The organism is Mucilaginibacter sp. dw_454, from assembly GCF_018449775.1.
Classification (GTDB): domain Bacteria; phylum Bacteroidota; class Bacteroidia; order Sphingobacteriales; family Sphingobacteriaceae; genus Mucilaginibacter.
In genome coordinates, this window is the sequence record NZ_JAAVVB010000001.1 from 703,183 (window position 1) to 725,149 (window position 21,967).

Sequence of the window (21,967 nt, forward strand, 5' to 3'; positions counted from 1 at the left end):
GCTTTAATTACAGACATTTTATACCAATATTTATCCTTACCAATTGTAAGGATCAGAGAGGTGGATAAAACACTACCTATATCACATAAAAAATTACTGAAATTGAGCCACCTGCTGATCATTTTTTTGATCATAACTTTGGTGGTTAGTTTTCAATATGCCGGGGCGCAAAGTCTTGGTGACCCCATTGTGCACATAACTTTCGGATCTGGAGCAAGCACTTACGGCCCTGCACTGGCAGCAGACTCGGGTAGCACTACCTATACTTATAGCGGGCCTGCATCGCCTAATGATGGAGAGTATGGCATATTTAATACCACCGCGGGCCTTAATAAAGGTTGGGTAACTACCAAAGATCATACGGGCAACCCAAATGGCTACATGATGCTGGTAAATGCCAGCTTTGCTGCGGGCTTGTTTTATACGCGCCAGGTTGATGGCTTATGCGGCAGCACCACTTATCAATTTGCCGCCTGGATAAAAAATCTGCTCAATACAAATGGTATATTACCTAACGTAAGCTTTTCTATCGAAACGGTAGACGGAACAGTACTTGGAGGCGGTAATACGCATGACATACCTGCTGATAGTACCTGGAAACAATACCCGTTTGTTTTTTCTACACCGGCTAATGTACAATCTGTTATTTTAAAGATGACAAATAACGCACCCGGCGGCACCGGCAATGATATTGTTATTGACGATATTACTTTTAGTCCCTATGGAACTCCAATCAATATAGCATTCGATCAAAGTAGTACTATTGGTTATTGTGCGGGATCGCCGCAGATGGTCACGATAAAAACAAGTACGCCACTGGATCAAAAGTTCGCTCAAAAACTTCAGTTGTTTAAAAATGGTGTGTGGGTTGATCAAACTGCTCCCACAACGGCATCTTCATTTAGTGTTTTAGGGCCTGCCGAGGGCGGAGATTATTCTTACCGGGTTGTTAAAAGTGATGCCGTTAATATCAATTCTTCACAATGTGTTATAGCCTCGAACAAATTAAATATCTCAGTACAGGCACCAAAGGCTTCCTTCGCAGTTCAAAAAAATACTTGCCAGAGCGATACTGTACTTTTTATGGATGAGTCAACATCAATAGGCTCGGCCACTTTTTCGTGGCATTGGGATTTTGGGGATGGCGATACATCAAATGTGCAAAATCCGAAACATCGTTTTAAAATAAGCGGAGATGTCCCCGTCAAACTCACCATAACAACGCAGTATGGCTGCGTTAATGAAACTGTCAAAACCATCCATGTTATAACGCCGGTAAATATTGATTTTACTGCATCAACACCTTATTGTGTCGGTCAGGAAATAACTTTTACCGACAATTCTGTCAGTCCTGATGGAAATATTAATAGTTGGAACTGGGATTTTGGTGATGGTCAAAAAGATACAAAATATTATAGCACGCCATTTCAGCACAAGTACGATACTGCCGGCGTTTATAAAGTAATATTAAATATTATTACAGCAAAGGGATGTACCGCCACGCTTACTAAAACAATTGAAGTACACCCGGTACCGAAAGTGAATTTTATATTACCCGAGATCTGTCTGAAAGACGTTTACGCACAGTTTAAAGACAGTAGTTTTGTTGCAGATAATGAACCGATGACCTATCTGTGGGATTTTGGCGATGACCACGCTGATGCAGCCAATCCAAATACATCTACACTGCAAAACCCTGCCCATATTTATAGCGAAGCGAAGCAATATCAGGTTACACTTACTGTGACGCCTACGGGCGGTTGCCAACAAACGCTGGTTAAACCGTTTACCGTAAATGGTTCTGAACCTAGGGCTGTTTTTAATGTATTAAACCCGTCATCGCTTTGTAGTAATAGAGATGTCTATTTCAGTAATGAGTCTGCGGTTGATTTTGGCAGTATAACCAAAGTGATCTGGGATTTTGGTGATAACTCAACGCCGGATACAGATGAAAATCCTTATAAAGGCAAATTGTATCACCATAAATATCCTGAAATTAATTTACCTACCGCTATACACCCCTATACTGTTAGAATGATTGCTTATTCGGGCCAAAGTTGCTTTTTGGTAAGTGATCCAACCACGATAACAATATTAGCAGTTCCTGCTTTAACTTTCAACGCAGCAGACTCCGTTTGTATAAATTTTGGTACGGTACAATTTGCCGCCCAAGAGAACACCGGTATTACCGGCGCGGGTACTTATTATGGTGCCGGGGTATCGCCAACTGGTTTGTTTGACCCGGCAAAGGCAGGCGTGGGCACATTTGATATCAAATATATTTACACAGCCCAAACAGGCTGCGCGGATACCATCGTTCATAAAATTAAAGTAAACCCTATAGGTACGGTTGATGCCGGGCCTGATGTAACTATCCTGTCGGGCGGTACCACTACCTTACATGCCATTGCAACGGGCGATAAGATAACTTATTTATGGTCACCTGCTACGGGTTTAAATAATGCTACCATACCTAACCCGGTGGCAAGTATAGATAAAGACATTACCTACACATTAACCGTTACCAACAGCTACGGTTGCGCAGTAACAGACCAGGTTAATGTAAGGGTTTTGCAAGAACCTGTTGTGCCAAACACGTTTACGCCTAATGGCGACGGTATCAATGATAATTGGGTTATTAAATACCTGGATAGTTACGCAGGTGCAATAGTCGACGTTTTTAACCGTAATGGGCAAAAGGTCTATACTTCTAATAATTACCCGGTAGCCGGTTGGGATGGACATTTCAATGGCCAGGACCTGCCGGTGGGGGTGTATTATTATATCATCGACCCAAAACATGGCCGCAAACCCATTTCTGGCTATGTTACCATTATTAGGTAAAATATACCACAAGACGTAGCCAATTAGTTAAAACCGGTTAATTAATTGTGAAATGAAACTTTATTTGATTAATGTAGCGCTGGCTTAATTATGCCAGCGAGGGCGTTCCCTGCGGAGATATTATAGTATCAATAAACTCGCCGATAATTTTCAAGGTGCGGCTGTCAAGAAAGTCTTCATTGCGCTGCATCCACTCGGTACCTAGTTTGTAAAGCATAGCTGCTTTACCGTTAATGTTTACAATCCACACTTTCCAGTTTTTGAAATATCCGTCTTTGATATCAACTAGTTGTGGGGTTCCATCGGCTAACTTCACTGTATAATTCATTGATGTAATGATTAGATGATTGAATAGTCCGTTTGTAATCTATAGGCAAGTATGTTGTAAGTGATAATTAAGATACGCAGAAGCCGGTATTATATTGCGTAAAGGGTCGGCAAATAATCTTAAACTAATGTAACAAATTAATAATGAAATACAAAAAAATAAAATCAGCTCTCTAAATCTCCTCCGGAAGGGGAGGTTTTTGAAGTTTTGTTTTTAAAAGCCCTCCCGGTAGGGAGGGCTTGGGAGGGGCTTATTCTCTTATCCAGATGTTTCTGTAGCTTATCGGTTCGCTTTTATCGCCGTGGGCCTGTAATCTTAACGGCATTGCATCATGCGCTTTATAAGCATGTGCAACATTGGTCATAGAGGTGCCGCCTCTAATTTCGGTATTGTTTTGTACCAGTACGCCGTTAAATAAAATGGTAACGTGTGCAGGTGTTTTCACGGTGCCGTCGGCGTTAAACTCCGGTGCCTGATAAGCAATATCGTAAATGTTCCATTCGCCGGCTTTATGTGCAGGGTTAACCAGCGGAATAGACTCGCGGTAAACAGCGCCGGCCATACCGTTGGTATAGGTTTTATTGTCGTTGTTGTAAGTATCTAAAACCTGGATCTCGTATTTACCTGACAAGAATATGCCGCTGTTGCCACGTTCCTGACCCTTACCGGTAATATCCGCAGGTATTTTCCATTCAATGTGTAATTGAAAGCTGGTGAACTTTTGTTTAGTCTCTATATCGCCTACTGATTTATCAACAGTTAATAAACCGTCTGCCACTTTCCATTTAGCGACAGATTGATCTTTGGCATTTTCCCACTGGTCCAGATTTTTACCGTCGAACAAAATTATTGCGTCTGATGGTGCCTCACCGAATGTTTTGGCTGGGGTAACAACATTTGGTACCGGCGAAAACATCTCTGCATCGGTTGGGTTAGCTGCAGGTAAGTTAGCTTTTTTAATATCGGCTGATGTAGTTTGCCCGTAAGCGATAGTCGACACACCTAACAGTGCTGTCGCCAAAAACAGGTTGTATCTCATAATTGGTTAATTGTTGGAATGATAATTTATTCAAATCTATAAGATTTTGAATTTCGATGCATAGCTTTTTTGCAGTGTATTGAAAGTGTTACTGTTACTCTTATTTCGAATAAAATTTCATTTAACCATAACCCAGCAATAACTTTTTACGTAGAAAGTAATAGTAATACTAATTAATACTATTGATAATATGGAGTTTTTAGACAAAGATCCTTACGGAAAAATACCTGAAGGTGTAGTGATTTTGAATTGGGTGGTTGCTATTTTGTTGACTATTGATGTGCTTTGGTGCATTTGCTAAATTCTCTGACCAGAACTTTATGAAAATGTTTGATATTGAACGTTTTCGATTCAAGAAAATTAAACTTTAACTTCCTTCCATTTACCGCGCCTAAAGAAATACCAGGCTGCCAGCGCTAAAATAGTTTCGGCAATAGGGATGGAAAGAAAGGCACCGTTAGCGTGCATCCCCAATGGTTTTGCCAGATACCAGGCCAGCGGAATTTGCAGCACCCAAAAGCAAATAAAATTTATCCAGGTAGGTGTACGGGTATCGCCGGCGCCATTAAGTGCCTGGGTCATCACCATGCCTATACCATAGAATATATAAGCCGATCCAAAAGTACGCAAAGCTTGTACGCCGTATTTAATTACCCCGGTATCCGTAGTAAACACGCGGATAATATGATCTGAGAAAAATAAAAATATCAGCATCACCATACCCATAAATATAGCATTGTATTTGGCGGTGATGATAACACTTTGCTCAGCCCGATGAATTTCTTTAGCCCCCAGGTTTTGCCCAACTAAGGTGGCCGCCGCATTACTTAAACCCCAGGCAGGCAAAATAAAGAACACCACGTTACGTATAGCTATTTGGTAACCTGCTGATGCCGCCGTACCGCTGGTTTCTGCTACCAGACGCGCCACCACAATCCAGCTGCCGCTGGCTATAATAAACTGTAAAGTAGCAGGCCACGCTATTTTAATAATGGTTTTAATAACTGTTGCGTCAAAACTAAAATGAATAGCTTTAAATTTAACTATACCGTTACCTTTTATTAAGTGATAACACTGATAAAGCACACCCGATGTGCGGCCCGTTACGGTTGCTATAGCAGCCCCCTTTAGTCCGAAAAAATGGATTAAAACCGGGCAGAGAATAATATTTACAAAACTGGCTATCCAAAGGCTCTTCATGGCCATAGCAGCGTTACCCGCCCCACGGAAAATACCGTTGATCAGGAAGATGAGGATAATTACCAAACTGCCGCCAAACATAATACGGGTAAAAATGGCGCCATCGGCAATAACAGCTTTGCTGGCGCCCATTAAACTTAGAATGTCGCCGGCGTAAATCATACCTGCCACCGTTAATACCGCCGAAATGCCAAAAGCAATAATGAGCGATTGCGCCCCGGCATGAGCGGCGCCGTCTACGTTCTTTTCGCCAATGCGGCGGGCCACGACGGCTCCTGCGCCTATACTTAATCCCATGGCGATACTGTAAACTATCGTGATAACAGATTCTGTCAGACCCACGCTGGCAATAGCATTTTCGCCCAGCTTGCCTACAAAAAATATATCTACCAGCGCGAACACGCTTTCCAGGCTCAGTTCTAAAATCATCGGCACCGCCAATAAAAATACCGCACGGCGTATACTGCCGCTGGTAAAATCATGATTCTCGCCGTTGAGCGATTGCTTGATGACAGTAATTATATTTTTTAAGGTCATGGTAAGTTTATGTACAGATGGCAATTACGCTATCTTTTAATTTATATTTTCGGCTTTGTCGGGTTAAGGCCAAATTCCTTACCGTGAAACTAAATATTTACGCCAGGACAATTTTTATTGCACTCCGGTTGTTTGTTTCAAAGCGAGCTAGAGACGGTTTACCTGCGCTAACCATTAAATCAAAACTTCGCAAAGGTATCCGTTGGCCTCGATGATCTCAATGATCTTTTCGGGGATTACAATTGTTGCTTCAACCCTTAGTATCCGGTCGCAGTCTTCCATATCAAAGTTAACCCGGCTATGCGGGAAATGATCAAGCACCTGTCTGATCAATTGCTCAGACATTTCTATTTCATTAACATTGGTTTTAAAAACTTCGACTATCATGATATTAACCTGCCAAAACTTTGGCGATTTTTTTCAACTGAAAGATATGGCGCTGGGTGTGTACAATATAAAACCAAATAAACTCAAGCCGTGTAAACGCTCCAAATCCGGGTACCTCAAAAGCCAGGCAGGTTACCGTAATATTAAGCGTTTTTGCGGCCACAATCAACTTATTAAACCTGTTGTTAACCATGTCGAGCAATTCTTGCTTTCCATATTTTTTATCTGAAGGATAAATAAAGTCTGGCGATTGCATCCTGATATCCATGTTCAGAAACAGATCTGACACCGCCTTTATTTTCTCGCCCGGATCACGGTCAGTAGGGCTGGTATCGCCATAAAGCGTATCAACACTAGCTGCTTTCCATGCATGCTCTGTAACTTGCGCTGCTGTCCAACTGCCCTCAAAAGGAACAGTGTTTAATTGATCCTCAGGGATAGCTGATAATACCTGAACAAATTCCTGATGAACTCTATTTAAATCATTTAAAGGTTCTTTCATGTTATGCGATTTTTATGCCCTGCCAATTAGGGCTGGGCATAACCAGGAAATTATTTTTAACCCTCGATATAGTTAAGCATCCATTGTACGCCGAATTGATCTACCAGCATACCAAACCACGCCCCCCAGAACATTTTTTCTAATGGCTGTTGTATTTGGCCACCGGCTGCCAGGCCATTAAATATACGGTGCATTTCTTCGATGCTTTCAGGGCTTACGGCAATAGAGATATTGTTGCCGAAATTCAAAGTATGCCCCGCCGATTCGAGCGCGTCGGTGCCCATGAGTACGTTTTTGCCAATGGGCAATGCGACGTGCATAATGCGCTCTTTGTCTTCGGCAGACATGCTGTCGCCGTGAGGGGTATCTTTAAAACGTTGCAACGCTTTAAATTCGCCGCCGAAAACAGATTTGTAAAAATTAAAAGCTTCTTCGGTGTTACCTAAAAAATTAAGGTAGGGATCAATTTGTGCCATGATTGTATTTTTTGATTTGTTTGTTTTAGTTAGGCTAAGGTAGGCGCAATTTTTTGATGTGATGATGTGCATAAATGTCAACTATAGGGGGTATTCGAGACATTTTTTTATATTTATGCCACCAATAAATGAAAGCAAATGATACAATTAGGCATTTTACTAACTAACAAATACAGGCTGTTAAGTGTAGCCGCCATATTGGATGTTTTTGAAAGTGTAAACAGGTTTTATACTGAAAATGAGGAGGAACCAGCTTTTAATATCTCGCTAATCAGCACTAATACATCCGACGGAAATGCTTTGGAGTTTAAAGGATATCCAATTCAAGCACCTGCTTCGGCAACAAAACAGGACCTCGTATTTATTCCTGCTTTTAATACGATGGATATTATCCCGGCCATACAGGAAAATTATTCTTTTATCCCATGGCTGCAACAACAGCACCAGCAAGGTGCCGAACTGGCTTGTGTGTGTACGGGCGCATTTCTATTAGGCGCTACCGGCCTGCTTAACGGTAAAACCGCTACAACCCATGTTGACGCCTGCGAAGCTTTTGCCAATGCTTTCCCGCAAGTTAAACTACAGGCCGACAAAGTGGTAACCGGCGATACCGGCTTGTATACCAGCGGCGGTTCAACCTCGAGCTTTCATTTAATGCTGCATCTGTTGCAAAAACATTGTGGTAAAGATATAGCTGTGCGCACAGCTAAGCTATTTTCTATAGATATGGATCGCGGGCAGCAAACCTATTTTAGTACTTTCTCGCCGGTACAGGCACATAACGACGAATTGGTGGCTATGGCGCAACAAAGTATTGAATCGGCCTATCATAATGCCGGAACAATTGAGGAACTGATCAAAGAAATCCCTGGTAGTCGCCGCAATATTGCCCGTAGATTTAAACAAGTTACAGGTATTACACCGATAGAATATCTACAGAAAACCAGAATTGAAGCTGCTAAACGCCTGCTGATCAAAACCAATCAGCAAATGACCGAGGTAATGATCAACTCTGGCTATAGCGACCCCAAAGCGTTTCGCAAGATTTTCAGGAAAACTGTTGGTATGACACCGACCGGTTATCGCGAGAAATTTTATATGAGTTGATTATTCTCCCCAGGCAGTGATCATCAGACTGCGCGAGCCACCATAATTACGATGTTCGCACAGGTAAATGCCTTGCCATATCCCCAAAGCAAAACGGCCATTACGGATAGGGATAGTTACCGAGCTACCCAGCAGCGCCGCTTTCAAATGTGCCGGCATATCGTCCGGGCCCTCGTCGTCATGCTGATAATCCGGATCATTCTCGGGAACCGCTTTACTGAAATACATTTCAAAATCTTTACGCACGGTTGGGTCGGCGTTTTCATTGATGCTTAATGAGGCTGATGTATGCTGGATGAACACCTGGCAAATGCCCATTTTGATTTCGCCAATCTGTGGAAGCGCCTGCACGACTTCGGAAGTTATTAAGTGAAAGCCGCGTCGACGCTGGCTAAGCTGTATTTGTTGTTGAAATATTTTCATGATGATGTTGATGTAAAGTAACGCACTTGCAATAACAATGCAAATTTATATAACTATAGCACGAGGTTGTATATTTCGATAAAGGCATGATGATTGTATTGATGCGCCCATGAGAGCATTTTTTTCGGACAGCCTGCACGTTTTTATTGTTATAATGATATTTGTTTTAGGAATAGGAGGGGCGCTGGTTACCGGCGGCAGGTTTGATGAATGGGGCAAGCGCCTGCGTTGGCGTCGCAAAAAAAAGAATATGGATTACCATTAATTTGTAACTATAGCAGGTTCAGCGGGTCTAATTGATGTTGAACCCGTAAACTTGTTGCTATGCGTTACTTTCTTTGTCTGTTATTACCGCCCTTAGCTGTATTTACCACAGGCCGTATGGGCGCATTCATTCTAAATTTACTACTTACGCTGTGTTTTTGGATCCCGGGTGTGATTCACGCAGTATTGGTAACCAATGACTATTATGCAGCCAAACGCCACCGCCGGTTGGTACGCGTTATGAAGCGCAGATATTAGCCGAGCTTTGTTTCTGTTTAGCTAACTTGCCGCATATTTTACAACGAATATGAATGACGTGCTAGGGCAAGCCATATATGATTACTGGGATAAGCGGTCGCCTTCTAAATTATGGATCAATAATAAATACGGCCCCAAAGAGGAGATGCCTATCGGTATCTATTTCCGTGAGGAAGACGATATGCCCGATATAGAATGGATGGCGCTGGAGCAATGCCGCGGCAAAGTGCTGGACATTGGCGCAGGAGCAGGAAGTCATTCTTTGTACTTATCAGAGCATGAGTTTGATGTCACCGCCATGGATATTTCGCCATTGTGTGTTAAAGTCATGAAAGAGAGAGGTATCAGGAATGCTTTGGAAGGCGATATCTTCCAATACAAACAAGGCGGTTATGATACTTTATTACTGCTGATGAACGGCATAGGTCTGGCCGGTACTATTGAGGGGCTTAAAAAACTGCTTATTCACTTAAAGACTTTATTAAAGCCCGATGGGCAGATATTATTTGATTCGTCGGATATAGTTTATCTGTACGAAGGCAATTTGCCTAAACACGGTTATTATGGCGAGGTTGAATATCAGTATGCCTACAAAAAGCTAAAGACCGAGTGGTTTAGTTGGTTATATATTGACGAGCATACTTTACAACAAGTCGCGGTTGAGACCGGTTATTTAACGGAAGTATTAATTGATGATGAGCACGGTCAATATTTAACACGTTTAACAGTAATGCATTAGGTTATTATTGAATGATCAATTAAACTTTATGCTTATTATTTGTTCTATATCTAACAAAAACGATAATAATATGAAGAAGCTATTTATACTTGCCGCGCTAACTATCGCGACTACCTACACCACCTTTGCGCAGAGTGTTGATCTGCGCCGTAAAATTGAAGTTACCGGTACCGCCGAACAAGAAATTACCCCAGACATTATCAACGTGACTATTTCTTTGCAGGAGTACATGAATGGTAAAACTAAAGTTACCATTGACCAATTGGAGAAACAACTCGAGCAGGCTGTTAACGATGCCGGTATTCCGAAAGAAGATTTTACCATCAATAATTTGTCGGCTTACAATAATACCTATCAGAAAAAGAAAAATCCTGATTTCCTGGCATCCAAACAATATGGTATCCGTTTTCATGATTTGAACCGCTTTAACCAGATCATCAGTAAGGTTGATGCAAAAGGTATCCAAAGCACCAATATAGATAGTTATGATTATTCGAAGATGGAGCAGCTGAAAAATGATTTGAAGCTGAAAGCTTTACTGTCTGCAAAAGCAAAAGCTACTTTTTTGCTGGCGGGTTTAAGCGAAACAGTGGGACCTGTATTGAACATTACTGAGAATGACAATAGCGTATACATGCAGCCAAGAGCGGTGATGTTTAAAAGCATGGCTGTAGCGGCCGACAGGCAGGAACCGGCAGAATCTGACATCGACGTTAAAAAAATTAAGTTAAGCTTCCAGATCAACGCCGTGTTTCAAATCGGCAAATAAAAATATTAACCTGCTGTAAAAAGGGGTATCGACTAATTAGTCGATACCCCTTTTTACTTATTTAAGAATATCTGGTTAATTAGCCGGTACAGTATACGTAAACTCAAAGCCTGTTCCCGGGTCGCTGCCATTGCCGTGGGTAGTTATCGGGCCCACAGTCTTGCCTTTATAAGTTACTACAGGTGCCATAGTTCCTGTTTTATCAGAAGCAGCCTCTATCGTTACTACGTTACCCGGTTCAGGAGTGAACGAGTAATCCAGGCTGGCTACATCGTAATCATCTTTAGTGGTAAATTGATTACTTATGGGGTCAGACTCGGTGATGTTATAAGAGAAGATCTGGCTGCTGGTTATAATAATATGCATGGTAGGAGCAGGGGCAGTGTTAGCCGGGTTTTGGTCTGTTATCTGCGCATTCTCCTTCTTGCAGCCAAAAGCCAGCAGTAAAATCAAGAAGTATAGGTGCTGTTTTTTCATAATCTGGTTTATAATATCATTAACAAAATAGCTAACTAATTAGTATTCAGTATTAAACGTGGTTCGTCATAGGCAATCATCTGTTCGCGCTCGCGGGCCGGAATAGATACCGACTTGTTTGTTGTATAGTCATAGCTGATACAAACGGTTTTGCCCGTTGTGCAAATTTCCTCGCCGTGCGGTGTTATTCTAACTAATACCTGCATCACATCAAAACTACTATTGCCTATGCGCACTACGCGTACGTAGCAAGCAATCTCGTCGTGCAGATTTATAGGTTTTAGATAATTAACCTCGCTGCGGCCTACAATAATGCCGTGTTCACTTAAATTCCAATCAATAGCATGTTTCCAATAGTTAAACCGGGCTATCTCAAAATAGGTAAGGTATATCGCATTGTTAACGTGACCCACTGCATCTATATCCGAAAAACGGATATGTATGGGGGTGCGAAACTTGTAATCTGCTAGTTTTTCAGCCATTAAGTGTCAATATGTCGGTTTAAAATTGGTTAAAATGACAAGACGTCATTCAATTGCGCTCAAAACGCCAATGGTATGGGTATTGATTAACTCTTTACGAAAATAACAATAAAATAAAAACTTTAGGAGGATATAACAATGACTTTAGTAAAATTTGGTAAAGAGCCCAAAAATAACTTCGTAAACCCATTCTTTAATGACGTTTACTCCATCTTGAATGATTCGTTTTTAAACGAAAGATCTGCTAGCCGTGTACCTGCTGTTAACATTGCAGAAAGCGACGCACAATTTGAAATAGACTTGGCTATCCCCGGTTTAAACAAAGAAGATATTAAGATCAATCTGGATAAAAATGTATTAAGCGTTTCGGCTGATAAGAAAACTGAAACCATTGATGAAAATAAGAAATTTACCAAACGCGAATACAGCTTTAATACTTTCAGCAGATCATTCAACTTGCCGGAAAGCGCAGACCATTCAAAAATTGATGCCGACTACGTTAATGGTGTTTTGAAATTGACTATTGCTAAAAAAGAAGAAGCTAAATTTCAGACCAGAGAAATAGCTGTAAAATAATATTATATCGGGAAGTTCCGAAAGTCCGTGGCAGTGAGGGTGATTGCGCGTGAAATGTGAGGGTGATTGTGTTTGCAGGCCCGGACCTAGGAAATACCGGTAAAGAGTGTTTTCATAATAAGTAATGTTGGTTTAGTTTGAAAAGGCCGTCCCGAAAGGGGCGGCTTTTTCTTTATGTCGGATTTCGGATGTTCGATATCTAACTAATCCCTCATATTAATATATTGCAGCGGCTGGCCAAAATCCTCTTTACGGCACAATGCTATTACACCTTGCAGGTCGTCAATCTTTTTGCCTACTATGCGTACCTGGTCGTCCATAATGCTGGCTTGTACTTTTAGGCCACTGTCTTTTATTTTTTTAACGATTTTTTTGGCGGTCTCCTGGTCAATGCCCTGTTTTACTTTGATCTCTTTACGGATCATGTTGCCTGACGCGGCCTGCTCTTTGCCATAATCCAGGTCTAAAGACTTAGGGTCCACCTGTTGTTTCACCATGCGGCTGATTATAGCATCTGTAATAGCTTTAAGACGCATATCGCTTTCTGTAACTACAGTTACTATATTGGTTTTCTTATCCAGATCTACCGTACTTTTCGAGTCGTTAAAGTCATAACGGTTTAAAATATCTTTTTTGGCGATGTTAATGACGTTGTCCAGGGTCTGGCCGTCAATTTTGCTTACTATATCAAAGCTTGGCATATTGTGTATTTTTACTTGAGTTGCAAAATTACTATTTAAAAGGGGATAAAATCAAATGCTGAATTTGTGTGTTAAAACAAACAGATATAGCAATTTATTAATATTAAATTAACAAATAAATAGGCAGCTTTGCCATAACCTACGGGTGTCACATTTATATATGGATATTAAAAGGGTACCTTTAATCAATAGAGAGATAAGCTGGTTGTATTTTAACGAGCGTGTTTTACAAGAAGCCGCAGACCCTACTGTCCCGCTAATTGAGCGTATCAGATTCCTGGCTATATTTTCATCTAATCTTGACGAGTTTTATCGCGTTAGGGTAGCCACCCTGAGCCGACTTGCTAATCTGAACGAAAAAGCGAAGGAGATTTTGGGCTATAACCCCAAAAAAGTACTGAACCAGATTAAAAACCTGGTAGTAAAGCAAGAGCGCAAGTTTAACGATCTGTACGAGAACATCATTGTAAAACAACTGGCCGAAGAAAAGATCTTCTTGCTTAACGACAAGCAGCTAAACGTAGCGCGTGGTACTTTTGTTCGCGACCATTTTCGCGAAAAGCTCCTGGCCATGCTGGTGCCAATTATGTTGGATAATACCGTCACCTTGCCAGAATTGCGCGACCGCGCCATTTACTTTTTTGTTAAGCTGACTAAAGACAAAAAGGTAACCTACGCGCTTATTGAAATACCTGACAATCTGCCGCGCTTTACCGTACTGCCAGAGACTAATAACCTGAAATTCATTATCCTGCTGGACGATGTGCTCAGGTATTGTTTAGAAGATATCTTCTTCATTTTTGAGCACGATAGCATTGAAGCATATTCCATTCAGCTAACCCGCGATGCCGAACTGGATCTGGATAAAGAAGTAAGCGGTAAATTTATCGACGCTTTATCGCGCAGCCTGCAGAAACGCAAAAAAGGCAAACCAATGCGTTTGCTTTATGATTCTGAGATGCCGCTTGATATGTTAAAATATCTGGTGCACAAAATGGGCCTGCATGGCGAGAGCCTGATACCGGGTAACCGTTACCATAACTTTAAAAATTTCATATCATTTCCCAACGTGGGTTCGCCGGAGTTGGAGTATGTTAAATATCCGCCACTACCGGTTGATAATTTGACATTTGATCGCAGTTTGATGGCCATGATAGCCAGGAAGGATTACCTGATTAGTACACCTTATCAAACATATGACTATGTGATTCACTTTTTACGCGAAGCGGCTATCGACCCTAATGTTAAAGAGATCAGTATCGCCGTTTATCGTTTGGCCGAAAACTCGCGCATTATGCACGCATTAGTTAATGCCGCTAAAAACGGTAAAAAAGTAAATTGTTTGGTTGAACTGCGTGCCCGCTTTGATGAGCAGAATAACATAACCTGGAGCCGCCGTTTAGAAGAAGAAGGAGTAAACGTAATTTACGGTATAGACGGTTACAAGGTACACTCAAAAATATGCCTGGTAAGCCGTACCGAAAAAGACGCGTTGGCTTATTATGCTTGCCTGTCTACCGGTAACTATAACGAAAAAACAGCACGCATGTATGCAGACCATACATTGCTTACAGCCAATAAAAAAATAACCGGCGATTTGATCAATGTGTTCAAAGCCATTAATAAAGGCATTTTACCAAAAGGATTAAAGCATTTAATTGTATCGCCCATTGATTCGCGTCCGGCAATTTATAAACTGATTGATAACGAGATCAAAAATGCCAAAGCCAAAAAGCCGGCTTACATGATCCTGAAGATGAATAGTCTTGCCGATGAGCAATTGATAGTGAAGTTATACCAGGCCAGCAATGCGGGGGTTAAAATTCAATTGATTATACGCGGCATGTGCTGTCTGGTGCCCGGCATGAAAGGTTATAGCGAGAATATAGAGGTTATTAGTATTGTAGACAGATACCTGGAGCATGCACGCGTACATGTGTATTGTAATGGTGGCAATGAACTGATCTACCTTACTTCTGCCGATTTTATGACGCGCAATATTGATACCCGGGTTGAAGTTGGTTTCCCTATTTATGATAAAGCCATTAAAAAAGAGGTGAGAGATATTATTGATATCCAGCTAAACGATAACACCAAATCTCGCGAGATCAACAAAGACAATACTAACAAATATCATAAAACTAAATCAGAACTGCCGGTGCGGTCGCAAGTTGATATTTACAGCTACTTAAAGAATAAAAAATAAATAAATTGAGATACGCAGCTATTGACATCGGGTCGAACGCGGTAAGGTTACTTATTGCTGATATAAAAGAGAATGACGGCACGGTGTCGTTTAAAAAAAATACTTTGGTACGTGTACCGCTGCGTTTGGGCGACGATGCGTTTTTAAATCACGAACTTTCTGTAAAAAAAACTACCGATCTGGTTAAAACCATGCAGGCTTTTCATAACCTGATGGATGTTTACAAGGTGACAGAATATATGGCTTGTGCGACATCTGCCATGCGCGAGGCGCATAATGGTGCAGAGGTAGTTAAACAAATCAAAGAGGAAGCGGGTATTGATCTGGAGATTGTTCACGGACAAGTAGAAGCCAGGATTATTTACGCCAGCCACGCCGAGCAAAATATCGACAAAAATAAAACTTACCTGTACATTGATGTAGGCGGTGGCAGCACAGAACTTTCCTTGTTTTCGGCAGGAGAGTTAGTGGCTTCTAAATCATTTAACATTGGTACCATACGTATATTAGACAACCAGGATACCGAAGAATCGTGGGGAGCCATGCGTGATTTTATCCGCGAGCATACGCGCCACTTTAAAGGTGTTTTTGGAATTGGCACCGGTGGCAACATTAATAAAATTTATAAATTATCCGAAGAAAAAAACAATACACCAATGAGCTTGGGTAAGCTTAAATCAATATATGATTATCTGGATTCGTTTTCATTAAAAGACAGAATTAACGTGCTTGGTTTAAACCAGGATAGGGCCGATGTAATCATTCCGGCTTGCGAGATTTATCTGTCTGTGATGAAATGGGCAGGTATCAAAAGCATTTATGTGCCAAGCGTAGGTATGGTGGATGGTATTATCCAGACGCTGATAGATGAAAAATTTGTGAAATCGGTATTAAAATAATTTCAATAAATTATTTAATAATTAAAAAACTGTTATTATATTTGTAGTGCCCTCTCAAAGGGCATGTTTTTCATAGGTAGATGTAGGGTCGGGTACTTGTATTCGACCCTTTTTTGTGCCTATCCCTCTCGGTCTCCCCAAAGGAGGGCGCTCTAATTTTAACTTTATAGTTATTTAACAATACGTTTGGTTTAACTTTGGATGATATTAATTGTTCATTTAAAAGTCTCCCCTTCGGGGAGATTTAGAGGGGTGTATGAAAAGAAAAATTGTAATTGCTATTACCGGTGCCAGCGGATCTATATATGCCAGGCTGCTGCTGGACAAATTACAACAACTCCATAACCAAATTGCAGAGGTAGCTGTGGTGATGTCTGACAACGCCAAACAAGTATGGCAGTTTGAGTTAGACAACCAGGATTACGACAAATTCCCTTTTAAATTTTACGCTAAAAATGATTTTATGGCGCCGTTTGCCTCCGGCTCGGCAAAGTTTGATGCCATGGTAATTATACCGTGCTCTATGGGTACGCTGGCCCGCATAGCCGGCGGCATTTCAGACGACCTGATAACCCGCGCTGCAGACGTGATCTTGAAAGAGCGTCGTAAACTAATACTGGTTGCGCGCGATACACCTTTAAACCTTATCCATATCCGTAATATGGCTACTGTAACCGAGGCAGGCGGTATTATTTGCCCGGCGGTACCTTCATACTACAACAAGCCGCAAACGGTAGAAGAGGTGGCCCTAACCGTAGTTAACCGAGTAATAGATTTGATGGGGTTAGAAAATGATAGCTATCGTTGGGGAGCGGAATAATAAATAGCATGTAAAGGTGTCATTAACCTATTGGTAAATGAAAGCAAAAATTACTGCCCACGCCCGGTTCGCTATCAATACTGAAGGTGCCGTTATGTTTTTTTACGATCTCGGCGGCTATATACAGGCCCAGGCCCACACCATTAAACTGGTTGGCTATTTTACTTACCCTAAAAAAGCGCTTAAATAGTTTGTCTATATCTTCCTGATCTATACCGATACCCGAGTCAAGCACGCAGACTGTTATTTTACTATTTTCTACAAAAGCTTTTACAATTACCTCGCTTGCATTGGGCGAGTATTTAATGGCATTGTTTAACAGGTTGATCACTACACGTTCCAACCTGAACTGGTCGCCGGTATAAAATATATCTACCGTGTTTTCTAATATAATTTTGTGTTGCGGCGAGAGTTGTTGCACCGTCTCAATACTTTGACTTAATATATCAGCGAAAAAGAATTCGCTTATATTCAAATCTATCTCGCCCGAATTGATCTTGGTAACATCCAGCAAATCCTCGATCAGTCTTTCCAGCCGTAAAACACTTTGATTAGACTTTATTATAAAGGGGTAGATTCGATCTTCCTTATTTACCGACCTGGTTAGGATCTGGTTAATAGCTTTAATATTGGTAAGCGGTGTCTTTAACTCATGACTAACCATGTTGAAAAACTCATCCTTCTTGGCATCCCCTTCAATTCGTTTCTCGCGTTCTTCGCTTTGGTATATCAGTTCCTTATTGGCAGTTACCAATTCGTCGGCGCGATCTTGTTTTTCCTGATTTTGATAAAGTAATTCTTTGTTGGCAATAACCAATTCATCAGCACGGTCCTGCTTTTCCTGGTTTTGATAGGTTAACTCTTTATTAGCTATTGCCAACTCATCGGCCCGGTCTTGTTTCTCCTGGTTTTGAAAAACCAGCTCCCGGTTAGCGATGATCAGCTCATTGGCCCGGTCTTCTTTCTCGTTATTCTGAAAAAGTAATTCCGTATTGGCTAATAATAACTCTGCCGCACGCTTTTCTTTCTCTTCATTCTGAAAAGCCAGCTCAATGTTTGCGACGATTAATTCGGCAGCCCGTTTGGCTTTTTCCTCATGTTCGTATACCAATTCGGCTGTTAAAGCGCTTAATTGTGTGTTAGCAATTGCTAGTTGTTCGGCAAGATTTTCTCTATTCATATCGGACTCTGAAATCTTTCAGCTTGTTATTCGGCCAAAAAATCGATAAAAGATACGGACAAATAAATTGGTTCACAGTTATTTATGATAATAAATAAATAGGTGTCTGTTATCCACCACTATAGAGATTTTGTAAGTTCGGATTGCAACCAACAGAAAAACAGGATAGCGATTTATGCGTGAAAATAAAAAATGTCATTTCGACTAAAAGGAGAATCTACATACATGCAAATCATAGTACTTTAAGTTACGTAACTTACGTGTATAGATCTCCCCGTTGGTCGAGATAACATCATTATTATAGATGCTCCAAAATATCAGGGCTTCACTAATTCCGCCGGCAACCTATCTATCTCCTGCAACTCAATCCGTCTGAAATAAATCTCGGAACCTTCTGATTGTAATTGGATTCTGCCTTTTGTCATCGGGGTAATTACGCCTTTGTCGGTTTGGCTGTTATGGTATAGAACTATTGTCAAATGTCCGTTTACTACGTGAATACTGGTGTCGCCATGACAATATAGATCCAGGGTATTCCATTGCCCTGATAGGACTTCATAGTTTGCGCCTTGCTTGGTGCAATGCCTGCCGTCTTTGGCACCTTCTGTAAAGTGGATCAACGAAGCTTTCGGGTCATACATCGGGTCGGCTTTAGTTACCGGATGTGCCGGAATATCTGCTGTGCCGCCTGCGCAGCCCCAATAGTCGCCGCAATTACCTTCTTCTATCTGGAACTCCTGCGCGCGCATCCAGGCATCGTAATCGGCTCCGTAAGGGCCTACAGAGTGATATAGCAATCCACTATCTTTACGGTTGCCTTTCTTTTTCTGTCCCCATAATAGTTTGCCCCATTTAAACTGCAGCCTTAAATGGTAATTCTCATATTCGTTTTTGCTGATGATCGCACCCCAGCCATCGCCCGAAACATGAATAGCGCCCTCACCATCTTCCTTTATTACCGTAAAGACATGTCGCGGGTCGTTATTTAGGCCCAATGGTTCTTTGGTTATAAACTTACCGTTGTCATCCTGATCAGGACCGAGGTAACTGTCCCAGCCGGACAGATCTTTTCCGTTAAATAAAGATTGCCATTTGGGTTCTTGGGTTTTTAAAGTAAAACTCAGAGCCAAACAGCTTAGTAAAATGGCGGCAGGAAGTATACGGCGCATAATTAGTTATTGGTTGATCTAAGATAGGCGATTTGTACAAATCAGTGAAGTAAATTACTATATCGCCGCGCAATGATACCGAATTAAGCACGGCAATACTTATCAAAATAGCTAATCACCAAAAAAAGGCCGGTTAAACCGGCCTTGCGCTTAGGTAGTGGTATACCCTAATATCTTAAGTACTTGTTTACTGTTCTGCTCCTCGCCAAACACCTCGAAGTTAAACGTCTCATCGCGGTTACGGCGAATGATAACATGTTTAGGCGATGGCAGCAGGCAGTGGTGTATGCCGCCGTAGCCGCTTAAAACTTCCTGATAGGCTCCGGTATTAAAAAAGCCCAGGTATTGCACCTTACGTGTCTTAGGCATGAACACGCTGTTCATATGCGCTTCCTGGTTGTAATAATCCTGGCCGTCGCAGGTAATGCCGCCAAGGTTAACACGTTCGTATTCTGAATCCCAGTTATTGATGGGCAGTAAAATGTATTTCTGATTAAGCGCCCAAACATCAGGCAGGTTGGTAATGAATGAACCATCCAGCATCAGCCAGCGTTCGCGATCATTCTGCTGCTTGCGGCCCAATACTTTGTACAAAATGCCTGAAGCTTCGGCAACGGTGTATTTACCAAACTCGGTAATGATATCGGGCTCTTCGGTGTCATTCTCGGCACAGATCTCCTTGATACGGCTCACAATCTCATTGATCATGTATTCGTAATCAAAATCAAACACCAATGAATCTTTAAACGGCATGCCGCCGCCAATATCCAATGTATCTAATGCGGGATTGATCTTTTTGAACTTGCAGTATAAGGTTACGTATTTCTCCAGCTCGTTCCAGTAATATGGCGTATCAGAGATCCCCGAGTTAATGAAGAAGTGCAGTAGCTTTACCTGGAAGTTAGGGTTGTTCTCTATCTTGTTGTAATAGAAATCAATAATATCCTCCATGCGCACACCTAAACGCGAGGTATAGAATTGCGAGTCGGGCTGCTCTTCAGCCGCTATACGAATGCCCAGATTACATGGGGTTGCCATTTCAATCTCGTCATCATACAGGTTAAACTCTTCCTTGTTATCCAATACGGGGATGATGTTTTTAAATCCATCATGCAACATGTCAATAATGTACTGTTTGTATTGGAACGTTTTGAAACCATTACAAATAACGGTCATATCCTTGGTTAAGGCACCTTTTTTCTCCAACGCATCAATCATCGGCATATCAAACGCTGATGACGTTTCCAGGTGGATCTCGTTCTTTAAAGCTTCTTCAACAATATGTTTAAAGTGCGAACTCTTGGTGCAATAGCAATATTTGTAGCTGCCGCGATAGTTGTTCTTGATTATAGCTTGTTGGAACAACAACTTGGCCTGCTGTATTTTCTTGGTGATAATGGGTAGATATGTAAAGCGTAGGGGCGTGCCATACGTTTCGATCATCTCCATTAAATTAAGGTCATGGAAGTACAATTCGTCATCAATGATCTCGAAGCCTTCTTGCGGAAAGCCAACGCTCAAATCAAGAAATTCCTGGTAACTCTGCATTTATTAAAATTTTGGCAAAAATGTAATTTTTTAACGGAATTAACACCCAAATGTTGGTGTAATTTTTATAGTTGAATTGTAATTAAATTTGGTTGCTGGCTGCCATAGGTAAATGCACCTCTGCAATCATGCATCGGGCGCTGCCGCCGCCGTTGGTTTCGATGGTGTTAATATCGGCGTAAATCAATTTTCCAAATGAGGATAATACCGCTTTCTGATCATAGCTCAAAATCTCAAAAGCGCTTTTAGACATTACAATTAGTGTATCACCATTGGTATTATTAACCTCCAGCATGTTGCCGGCAAAATGGTTCATCTGATCGAAGGATATATCAATGATCTGTTTACCGGTAGCTTTTAAGTTTTCTATAACCAGTTCTTTTTCAATGATATTGGTAATGCTATCTAAACAAACAATAGCGAAATAAGTACCTATCGCCATCATCACATTGGTGTGGTAAATAGCTAACCTTCTCTCGTCAGCTGCGTGAAAGCTAACTATAGTGTATCCGCTTTGTTCAGAAAATGCCGATAAAACTTTTTCATCAGTACGTGGCGAAAGGCAGGCGTATGCAATTTCATTTTCGCGGTCAAGCACCATGCTGCCGGTGCCTTCCAGAAATTTATTTTCATGTTCGAAATGGCTCAGGTCCAATACATGTCTGACTTTAAAATTGTCTTCCAATTGGGTAATAATATCTTCGCGACGCTCCAATCGTCGGTTCTCTGCCTGCATGGGATACATAAACACATCGCCATTAGCATGAAATGACACCCAATTATTCGGGAAAATAGAATCGGGGGTGTAGGGCTGAGGAGTATCTTCAATAACGGTGACCGACACGCCGTTATCACGCAAAACTTTAACCAAGCCATCAAATTCGGCCAGAGCTTTAATCTGCACAGATTGCTGATCTGCGCTTTGAATTTGAAAAGCATTGTTTCCGGCAGTCTGCTCGTTAAAACCAAAGCTTACCGGGCGTATCATTAACAGGTTTGAAGTAGCTTGCATTTACAACAATATATAATCAATGTA

23 protein-coding genes and 1 pseudogene are annotated in these 21,967 nt (G+C 41.4%); 10 read left to right on the forward strand and 14 right to left on the reverse strand.

The genetic code is table 11. From position 1 onward, the window contains the following. Nucleotides 1-60: 60 nt before the first annotated feature. Complete coding sequence (locus tag HB679_RS03175; protein ID WP_214070482.1) at nt 61-2,844, forward strand: PKD domain-containing protein; 2,784 nt, start codon at nt 61-63, stop codon at nt 2,842-2,844. A gap of 88 nt (nt 2,845-2,932) precedes the next feature. Here HB679_RS03175 and HB679_RS03180 read toward each other — a convergent pair whose 3' ends face one another. From HB679_RS03180 to HB679_RS03205, 6 genes are all read right to left on the reverse strand, one after another. Further along, nucleotides 2,933-3,172: a hypothetical protein gene (locus HB679_RS03180; RefSeq protein WP_214070483.1), complete on the reverse strand. Its 240-nt coding sequence runs from the start codon at nt 3,170-3,172 to the stop codon at nt 2,933-2,935. A 250-nt stretch (nt 3,173-3,422) separates the two neighbouring features. Then, nucleotides 3,423-4,211: a DUF1080 domain-containing protein gene (locus HB679_RS03185; protein ID WP_214070484.1), complete on the reverse strand. Its 789-nt coding sequence runs from the start codon at nt 4,209-4,211 to the stop codon at nt 3,423-3,425. Nucleotides 4,212-4,571: 360 nt separating this feature from the next. Further along, nucleotides 4,572-5,948, reverse strand: a complete 1,377-nt coding sequence (locus tag HB679_RS03190; RefSeq protein ID WP_214070485.1) for an MATE family efflux transporter — start codon at nt 5,946-5,948, stop codon at nt 4,572-4,574. Between the two features lie 174 nt (nt 5,949-6,122). Next, nucleotides 6,123-6,335, reverse strand: a complete 213-nt coding sequence (locus HB679_RS03195) for a hypothetical protein (RefSeq protein WP_214070486.1) — start codon at nt 6,333-6,335, stop codon at nt 6,123-6,125. Between the two features lie 4 nt (nt 6,336-6,339). Further along, nucleotides 6,340-6,837, reverse strand: a complete 498-nt coding sequence (locus tag HB679_RS03200; protein WP_214070487.1) for a DinB family protein — start codon at nt 6,835-6,837, stop codon at nt 6,340-6,342. 56 nt (nt 6,838-6,893) lie between these two features. Then, the gene (locus HB679_RS03205; RefSeq protein WP_214070488.1) at nt 6,894-7,313 is read right to left on the reverse strand and encodes a VOC family protein; all 420 of its coding nucleotides are present in this window, start codon (nt 7,311-7,313) and stop codon (nt 6,894-6,896) included. Between the two features lie 138 nt (nt 7,314-7,451). Here HB679_RS03205 and HB679_RS03210 point away from each other — a divergent pair, with 138 nt between their 5' ends. Continuing rightward, nucleotides 7,452-8,420: a helix-turn-helix domain-containing protein gene (locus HB679_RS03210; RefSeq protein ID WP_214070489.1), complete on the forward strand. Its 969-nt coding sequence runs from the start codon at nt 7,452-7,454 to the stop codon at nt 8,418-8,420. Here HB679_RS03210 and HB679_RS03215 read toward each other — a convergent pair whose 3' ends face one another. Further along, complete coding sequence (locus HB679_RS03215) at nt 8,421-8,843, reverse strand: secondary thiamine-phosphate synthase enzyme YjbQ (RefSeq protein WP_214070490.1); 423 nt, start codon at nt 8,841-8,843, stop codon at nt 8,421-8,423. Between the two features lie 109 nt (nt 8,844-8,952). On the opposite strand from HB679_RS03215, the gene HB679_RS03220 reads away from it, so the two are divergent. The 4 genes and pseudogenes from HB679_RS03220 (at nt 8,953) to HB679_RS03235 (ending at nt 10,873) form a co-directional block, all read left to right on the forward strand. After that, entirely contained in the window at nt 8,953-9,108 is a 156-nt protein-coding gene (locus tag HB679_RS03220; RefSeq protein ID WP_214070491.1) for a hypothetical protein, read from the forward strand. A 59-nt stretch (nt 9,109-9,167) separates the two neighbouring features. Further along, a pseudogene (locus tag HB679_RS20695) lies at nt 9,168-9,293 on the forward strand (YqaE/Pmp3 family membrane protein); the annotation flags it as partial. 121 nt (nt 9,294-9,414) lie between these two features. Beyond that, nucleotides 9,415-10,104, forward strand: a complete 690-nt coding sequence (locus tag HB679_RS03230) for a class I SAM-dependent methyltransferase (RefSeq protein ID WP_214070493.1) — start codon at nt 9,415-9,417, stop codon at nt 10,102-10,104. A 70-nt stretch (nt 10,105-10,174) separates the two neighbouring features. After that, a complete protein-coding gene (locus HB679_RS03235; protein WP_214070494.1) occupies nt 10,175-10,873 on the forward strand; it encodes an SIMPL domain-containing protein in 699 nt (232 codons plus the stop codon). 75 nt (nt 10,874-10,948) lie between these two features. On the opposite strand, the gene HB679_RS03240 is transcribed toward HB679_RS03235, so the two are convergent. Both HB679_RS03240 and HB679_RS03245 read right to left on the reverse strand, forming a co-directional pair. Then, nucleotides 10,949-11,350: a hypothetical protein gene (locus tag HB679_RS03240; RefSeq protein WP_214070495.1), complete on the reverse strand. Its 402-nt coding sequence runs from the start codon at nt 11,348-11,350 to the stop codon at nt 10,949-10,951. Between the two features lie 35 nt (nt 11,351-11,385). Further along, on the reverse strand, nt 11,386-11,832 hold the full coding sequence (locus tag HB679_RS03245; protein ID WP_214070496.1) for a thioesterase family protein: 447 nt from the start codon (nt 11,830-11,832) through the stop codon (nt 11,386-11,388). A 138-nt stretch (nt 11,833-11,970) separates the two neighbouring features. Between HB679_RS03245 and HB679_RS03250 the strand changes: the two genes are divergently transcribed. Continuing rightward, nucleotides 11,971-12,408, forward strand: a complete 438-nt coding sequence (locus HB679_RS03250) for an Hsp20/alpha crystallin family protein (protein WP_214070497.1) — start codon at nt 11,971-11,973, stop codon at nt 12,406-12,408. 203 nt (nt 12,409-12,611) lie between these two features. Here HB679_RS03250 and HB679_RS03255 read toward each other — a convergent pair whose 3' ends face one another. After that, nucleotides 12,612-13,109 (reverse strand): YajQ family cyclic di-GMP-binding protein, encoded by a 498-nt coding sequence (locus tag HB679_RS03255; protein ID WP_214070498.1) that lies wholly within the window; start codon nt 13,107-13,109, stop codon nt 12,612-12,614. 160 nt (nt 13,110-13,269) lie between these two features. Here HB679_RS03255 and ppk1 point away from each other — a divergent pair, with 160 nt between their 5' ends. From ppk1 to HB679_RS03270, 3 genes are all read left to right on the forward strand, one after another. Further along, nucleotides 13,270-15,315: a polyphosphate kinase 1 gene (gene ppk1 / locus HB679_RS03260; RefSeq protein ID WP_214070499.1), complete on the forward strand. Its 2,046-nt coding sequence runs from the start codon at nt 13,270-13,272 to the stop codon at nt 15,313-15,315. A gap of 5 nt (nt 15,316-15,320) precedes the next feature. Further along, nucleotides 15,321-16,214, forward strand: a complete 894-nt coding sequence (locus HB679_RS03265) for a rod shape-determining protein (RefSeq protein ID WP_214070500.1) — start codon at nt 15,321-15,323, stop codon at nt 16,212-16,214. 256 nt (nt 16,215-16,470) lie between these two features. Next, nucleotides 16,471-17,034 carry a UbiX family flavin prenyltransferase gene (locus HB679_RS03270; protein WP_214070501.1) on the forward strand — a complete coding sequence of 188 codons (564 nt, stop codon included), beginning with the start codon at nt 16,471-16,473 and terminating at the stop codon, nt 17,032-17,034. A 22-nt stretch (nt 17,035-17,056) separates the two neighbouring features. Here the strand turns inward: HB679_RS03270 and HB679_RS03275 are convergent, their stop codons facing one another. The 4 genes from HB679_RS03275 to HB679_RS03290 all read right to left on the reverse strand — a co-directional run bounded on the left by HB679_RS03275 (nt 17,057) and on the right by HB679_RS03290 (nt 21,943). Then, nucleotides 17,057-18,214 (reverse strand): HAMP domain-containing sensor histidine kinase, encoded by a 1,158-nt coding sequence (locus HB679_RS03275; RefSeq protein WP_214070502.1) that lies wholly within the window; start codon nt 18,212-18,214, stop codon nt 17,057-17,059. Between the two features lie 317 nt (nt 18,215-18,531). Continuing rightward, complete coding sequence (locus tag HB679_RS03280; protein ID WP_214070503.1) at nt 18,532-19,383, reverse strand: DUF1080 domain-containing protein; 852 nt, start codon at nt 19,381-19,383, stop codon at nt 18,532-18,534. A gap of 150 nt (nt 19,384-19,533) precedes the next feature. Further along, entirely contained in the window at nt 19,534-20,931 is a 1,398-nt protein-coding gene (locus HB679_RS03285) for an arginine decarboxylase (RefSeq protein WP_214070504.1), read from the reverse strand. 82 nt (nt 20,932-21,013) lie between these two features. Further along, nucleotides 21,014-21,943, reverse strand: a complete 930-nt coding sequence (locus HB679_RS03290) for an arginine deiminase-related protein (protein WP_214070505.1) — start codon at nt 21,941-21,943, stop codon at nt 21,014-21,016. Nucleotides 21,944-21,967: the final 24 nt, after the last annotated feature.

Coding starts and splice junctions, on each gene's coding strand:
- HB679_RS03290 (WP_214070505.1), bottom strand. CDS start 21,943: ATGCAAGCTACTTCAAACCTGTTAATGATACGCCCGGTAAGCTTTGGT.
- HB679_RS03285 (WP_214070504.1), bottom strand. CDS start 20,931: ATGCAGAGTTACCAGGAATTTCTTGATTTGAGCGTTGGCTTTCCGCAA.
- HB679_RS03210 (WP_214070489.1), top strand. CDS start 7,452: ATGATACAATTAGGCATTTTACTAACTAACAAATACAGGCTGTTAAGT.
- HB679_RS03270 (WP_214070501.1), top strand. CDS start 16,471: ATGAAAAGAAAAATTGTAATTGCTATTACCGGTGCCAGCGGATCTATA.
- HB679_RS03240 (WP_214070495.1), bottom strand. CDS start 11,350: ATGAAAAAACAGCACCTATACTTCTTGATTTTACTGCTGGCTTTTGGC.
- HB679_RS03255 (WP_214070498.1), bottom strand. CDS start 13,109: ATGCCAAGCTTTGATATAGTAAGCAAAATTGACGGCCAGACCCTGGAC.
- ppk1 (WP_214070499.1), top strand. CDS start 13,270: ATGGATATTAAAAGGGTACCTTTAATCAATAGAGAGATAAGCTGGTTG.
- HB679_RS03205 (WP_214070488.1), bottom strand. CDS start 7,313: ATGGCACAAATTGATCCCTACCTTAATTTTTTAGGTAACACCGAAGAA.
- HB679_RS03250 (WP_214070497.1), top strand. CDS start 11,971: ATGACTTTAGTAAAATTTGGTAAAGAGCCCAAAAATAACTTCGTAAAC.
- HB679_RS03275 (WP_214070502.1), bottom strand. CDS start 18,214: ATGAATAGAGAAAATCTTGCCGAACAACTAGCAATTGCTAACACACAA.
- HB679_RS03180 (WP_214070483.1), bottom strand. CDS start 3,172: ATGAATTATACAGTGAAGTTAGCCGATGGAACCCCACAACTAGTTGAT.
- HB679_RS03190 (WP_214070485.1), bottom strand. CDS start 5,948: ATGACCTTAAAAAATATAATTACTGTCATCAAGCAATCGCTCAACGGC.
- HB679_RS03200 (WP_214070487.1), bottom strand. CDS start 6,837: ATGAAAGAACCTTTAAATGATTTAAATAGAGTTCATCAGGAATTTGTT.
- HB679_RS03245 (WP_214070496.1), bottom strand. CDS start 11,832: ATGGCTGAAAAACTAGCAGATTACAAGTTTCGCACCCCCATACATATC.
- HB679_RS03185 (WP_214070484.1), bottom strand. CDS start 4,211: ATGAGATACAACCTGTTTTTGGCGACAGCACTGTTAGGTGTGTCGACT.
- HB679_RS03220 (WP_214070491.1), top strand. CDS start 8,953: ATGAGAGCATTTTTTTCGGACAGCCTGCACGTTTTTATTGTTATAATG.
- HB679_RS03235 (WP_214070494.1), top strand. CDS start 10,175: ATGAAGAAGCTATTTATACTTGCCGCGCTAACTATCGCGACTACCTAC.
- HB679_RS03280 (WP_214070503.1), bottom strand. CDS start 19,383: ATGCGCCGTATACTTCCTGCCGCCATTTTACTAAGCTGTTTGGCTCTG.
- HB679_RS03195 (WP_214070486.1), bottom strand. CDS start 6,335: ATGATAGTCGAAGTTTTTAAAACCAATGTTAATGAAATAGAAATGTCT.
- HB679_RS03215 (WP_214070490.1), bottom strand. CDS start 8,843: ATGAAAATATTTCAACAACAAATACAGCTTAGCCAGCGTCGACGCGGC.
- HB679_RS03230 (WP_214070493.1), top strand. CDS start 9,415: ATGAATGACGTGCTAGGGCAAGCCATATATGATTACTGGGATAAGCGG.